The 4,544-nt window shown below is 62.0% G+C and carries 4 protein-coding genes; 1 reads left to right on the top strand and 3 read right to left on the bottom strand.

The annotated features are described in order from the left end of the window. Positions 1-127: 127 nt before the first annotated feature. From AA309_RS31515 to AA309_RS31510, 3 genes are read right to left on the bottom strand one after another with little or no spacing between them, the layout of a single operon-like run. Positions 128-409 carry a hypothetical protein gene (locus AA309_RS31515; RefSeq protein WP_047192971.1) on the bottom strand — a complete coding sequence of 94 codons (282 nt, stop codon included), beginning with the start codon at positions 407-409 and terminating at the stop codon, positions 128-130. Then, positions 409-579 (bottom strand): hypothetical protein, encoded by a 171-nt coding sequence (locus AA309_RS35645; protein ID WP_160310595.1) that lies wholly within the window; start codon positions 577-579, stop codon positions 409-411. The genes AA309_RS31515 and AA309_RS35645 overlap by 1 nt, the downstream gene beginning before the upstream one ends. Beyond that, positions 576-1,007 (bottom strand): DUF5681 domain-containing protein, encoded by a 432-nt coding sequence (locus AA309_RS31510; RefSeq protein WP_047192970.1) that lies wholly within the window; start codon positions 1,005-1,007, stop codon positions 576-578. Before AA309_RS31510 ends, AA309_RS35645 begins: the two co-directional genes overlap by 4 nt. Positions 1,008-1,462: 455 nt before the next feature. Here AA309_RS31510 and AA309_RS37375 point away from each other — a divergent pair, with 455 nt between their 5' ends. Next, positions 1,463-4,396 carry a cadherin domain-containing protein gene (locus tag AA309_RS37375; protein WP_052955161.1) on the top strand — a complete coding sequence of 978 codons (2,934 nt, stop codon included), beginning with the start codon at positions 1,463-1,465 and terminating at the stop codon, positions 4,394-4,396. The last annotated feature ends 148 nt before the right edge of the window (positions 4,397-4,544 follow it).

Raw genomic sequence — 4,544 nt, 5'->3', positions numbered from 1 at the left:
AGAGGCTTCAGAGCAGCGGTCTTTTGCTCCTCTTCCTCATCACTGGCCACCATGATTGTGTGCCACTTGGCTGTGTCCGAGGGCGCCTTTTCCTCCAGGGCCTCCAAGCGTCTCAAGGTGGCGCGGTTCATTGAGCATTCCTTCCGTAATCGTGGACCCTACGCCCGTACATGGCGACGCCGGCGAGCAGATCCGGCATCGTCTTGCCTGTGGTGAAGGGTTCCGCGTGGGTGAATTTGTGGACCTGCACGAAGATGTTGTGAGGGTTCGCCCCATGCTCCTCGATAAAGGCTGTGCGCTTCTCCTCGAATTCCTCGTCAGTGTGAGCCGAGATGACATGCACCACGCCGTCCCGATGGGAGACAGAGGCCTCCAGCTTCGCTAGGCGGTTGAGCGTCGTTCTGTTCATCAGCCGCCATTCCTCTGAGAGCGCGGAACGCCCGTCCGGATCACGAGGGTTCCGGGATCGATACCAGCAGGCACTTCTGAGAAGTCTGACACCACGAGCATGCGAGCAGGTTTCTTCTCGCCTGCTGACTGTTCCAGCCTCTCAAGGCGCTTCATGATGGTCCTGCTCATTTCTGCCCCTGCATGGATTCCAGCTTGTCGAGACGCTGCTGGATCTCGTGCAGCTCCACCGCCTTGGTGAACCCATCCACCAACTTGGAGAGCTCGCCGGCCTCACCGGGAGTGATGTCCCCATTGGCCACCGCTTCCGCCAGAGCCGCCGTTGCCTTTACTGCATCCCCTGCCTTCTCCAGCTTCGGCATCGTGAACATCACAGGCCGATCCTTCCGCGGCGGCATGATCCGATCCATGACAAGGCGCATGGCTGTTGTGTCGCCCATCAGCGCCATCTCGACAGCCTTCCGGGTGATGGCCTCTGCCTCGCCATCCAGGAGGACTTCCAAGGCCAGCGTCGCCCTGTTGCGTGAGCCCTTAGGCCGTCCCGGATTGCCTAGCTGGAAGGGTCTGCCCCGCGTAGACTGCGCGTTGTTTCGGGACACTGGGTCGTGCGCACTTGTCTCAATACTATTTCTGCTTCTGCACGTCGGGCTTCGCACCATAGAAGTCTCCATTGTCCCATAAACTCTAAGGGGCAGAGACACACGGCGGAATGGAGTTTCTTGGAGACACGGATCTCACCATGGAAAGTCGGTCGCTTGATGCACAATGAAAACACTCACCATTTGGATGAGGCTGCTATGGCACATCTCGGAAGTACGACGAACGTCCGCATTGGCGGCGTGAGCGGACCTTTGCACGGCTACGCCTAAGGGCCGCCTTTGACCCATTGCGGACCTAGCGCCAAGAGAGCTCAGCAGCTGTCGAGGTTCGCTTTGGAGAGGGCGCGCCGAAGCCGGCCCGCGTCGTACCGCGGAAGAGGTAGCCGGTTCCAGCAAAAGAAACCTCGACGCAGACCTTAATCTCAGGCTTACTTTCCTTAAACTGGGGGAAATCCATGGATTACGTTGCTGCGGGTGCGGAGTTCGACGTCAACTCCACTTATGAGAGGTCGCAGAGCGAGCCGGACAGCGCGCAACTTGCCGACGGCAACGTCATCGTCGTGTGGCGTGATGCTCAGCCGGGCACCTCCGCCGATCAGTTCATCCGCGCGCAGGTTTATGCACCCGACGGCACGCCAATTGGGCTGGAGCTCACGCTCGCCTCCGGATCCGGGCTTGTTCAGCCCGCCGTGACTGGCCTGGCGGAAGGCAGGTTCATCGTGACGTGGGACGCCGGGTCCGCCATCCGCGCGCAGATCTTCGATGCCGAAGGCATCGTGGTTGCCCCGGCGTTCAGCGTCAGTGCGGCAGGTGCTTCGAGCGTTGACCGGGTTGACGTCGCGGCACTCCCGGATGGCGGCTTCGCAATCAGCTGGCACGACAACCGCACTTTCGGCGGCGATCTCTCAGGAACGGGCGTGCACGTCCGCGCCTTCGATCAGAACGGTACAGCCTACCTCGAAACGCAGGTGAATCTGTCCACGATTGGCAACCAGGCCGACACGTCGATCGCCGCGCTTCCACAAGGCGGCTACATCGTCACCTGGACAGACCGGGGAGACCCGCGCCTGGGCGACCCATGGCTCGTCAAAGCGAGGTTCCTCGACTCCACAGGTGTTCCGACCGGCCCCGAGATTGTTGTCAATACGACCACGAGCAGTGTGAGTTCGGTCGAGTCATCAGTGACTGTCCTCGCCAACGGCAATATCGCCGTGGCCTGGTTCGAAAGCAGCTCTGCGGGTAACGCCCACCACATCCAGATCTTTGATCCTGCTAATCAGCAGCCGGTCGGCACAGAGATCACCGTTCCGCACGGCCTCTCCGTTGTTGCAGCTGCTGGCCCCAAGATTGTGGGCCTAGCTGACGGCGGCTTCGCCATCGCCTGGACCGCCAACACCGATCCCCTTAGCGACGGCTCCGGCCGGGGCGTTTTCGTGCAGGCGTTCGACTCCGATGCGCAGCTCGTGGGCGAGCCGATGCTCGCCAACACGCAAACTCTTGGCGACCAGTACGATCCGAGCATCGTCGCGCTTCCGGGCCGCGGGTTCATGGTTAGCTGGACCGACCTCAATGGAACCGGCCCTGACGATGACCAGGTCAAGGCGCAGATCTTCGTTCCCGTAGAGCCTGTAACCATCACCTCCGACGGCGGCGGGGACGAAGCTAGCTTTTCCGTCGCTGAGGGCGCGATCGTCGTGACCCAAGTGGTCGCGGAGGCGGGTGGGTCGAGCGCCGGCATCAAGTACGCGATCGTCGGCGGCGAGGACGCGGCGCTGTTCAGGATCGACCCGGCCACGGGCCTGCTCGGCTTCGCCACGGCACCGGATTTCGAAGCGCCCGCCAGCGCCGACGGGGACAACCTTTACGAGGTCCAGGTGCGGGCGGACAATGGCGTCTACTTGGACAACCAACTGGTCACCGTTACGGTCAACAACGTCAACGAGAGGCCGGTCATTATCTCGAATGGGGGCGGGACGAGCGTTGCGCTAACGCTTCCGGAGAATGGCACAGCGGTTACGACCGTTGTCGGGAGCGATGTTGATGGCGATCGCCTCCGGTACAGCATCCTCGGCGGCAATGATGCCGCGCTCTTCGCGATCGATGAGGCAACCGGTGTCCTGACGTTTGCGGCGGCGCCGGATTACGAAGCTCCGTCCGACTTCGCGGCCGACAATTTCTACACCGTGACCGTGTCCGTGACGGACGGGACCTACTCCGCCTTCCAATCTGTCGAAATCCTGGTCACCAACGTCAACGAGGGTGTGACCATCACCTCGCTTGGCGGCAATGACAGCGCGGCGGTAGCTGCTGCGGAGAACCAGCTTGCGATCGCGGCGCTCACGGCGACCGACCTCGACGGCGACGCCATTGCCTTTTCGATTGCCGGCGGAGCGGACGCGGCCTGGTTCACAATCGATGCGACGACCGGCGCCCTCAGCTTCGTCAGCGCGCCCGACCACGAAGTGCCGACCGACGCAAACGGCAACAATGTCTACCAAGTTGTGGTCGCTGCCAGCGACGGTGCGCTGTCCGACACACAGGAAATCGCCGTCACGGTTTCGAACGTCAACGAAGCTCCGATCATCAGCTCCAACGGTGGCGGCAGCAACGCCTCTGTGACGGTGGCCGAAAATAGCACCGTCGTGACGAGCGTCACCTCGACCGATCCGGAAGGGACAGCACGCACGTATGCGATCTCCGGTGGTGCGGACGCGGCCCGGTTTACAATCAACGCGACCACCGGCGTGCTGTCCTTCATCAGTTCTCCCAACTACGAGGAGCCCACCGATGCTGGCGGCAACAACGTCTACGATGTCGTCGTCAGCGTGAGTGACGGCACATTGGCGGACACGCAAGCGATTGCCGTGAGCGTCGCAAATGTAGCCGATGGCGTAACCCTCACTGGTACGGGCGGCGGCAACACGCTGACGGGCACGGTGGCCGAGGACACAATTCGCGGCCTTGGCGGCAATGATGAGCTGAACGGCGGTGCAGGCGCGGACATGCTCGACGGTGGAGTTGGCAATGACGCCCTGGTTGGCGGAGCTGGGGCCGACACGCTCTCCGGAGGGGCTGGGGCCGATCGGTTCGTTTTCACTTCGCCGGTGGACGGCGCGGTCGCAACACCCGACGTGATCTCGGACTTCTCGCGCTCCGAGAAGGACCGCATTTCGCTGTCGGACATCGACGCGAACAACAGGGTCGGCGGGGATCAGAAATTCGCCTTCATTGGAAGCGCCGCGTTCAGTGGAGTGGCGGGTCAGCTCCGTTACGAGCAGACGAGCGGGAACACGCAGGTGATGGGCGATGTGAACGGCGATGGCGTGGCTGACTTTGTCATCCAGGTGACGGGCCTTGTGGGCTTCACGTCCGGAGACTTTCTCCTTTAGCGTCGACGCCCTTCGCGCGACCCTCCCGCTCGATCCTCTGCGGAACACCAGGACCTTCTTAACTTAACGCAAAACGGTTAGGGACGCGATGAAGTTGTGATGGGCTGACCCCGAATGTCAGCTAATGATGCTGTGGACGGCTCCCACC

This window comes from Microvirga vignae, assembly GCF_001017175.1.
Lineage (GTDB): Bacteria > Pseudomonadota > Alphaproteobacteria > Rhizobiales > Beijerinckiaceae > Microvirga > Microvirga vignae.
This window is presented reverse-complemented; position numbering and strand designations above follow the sequence as displayed.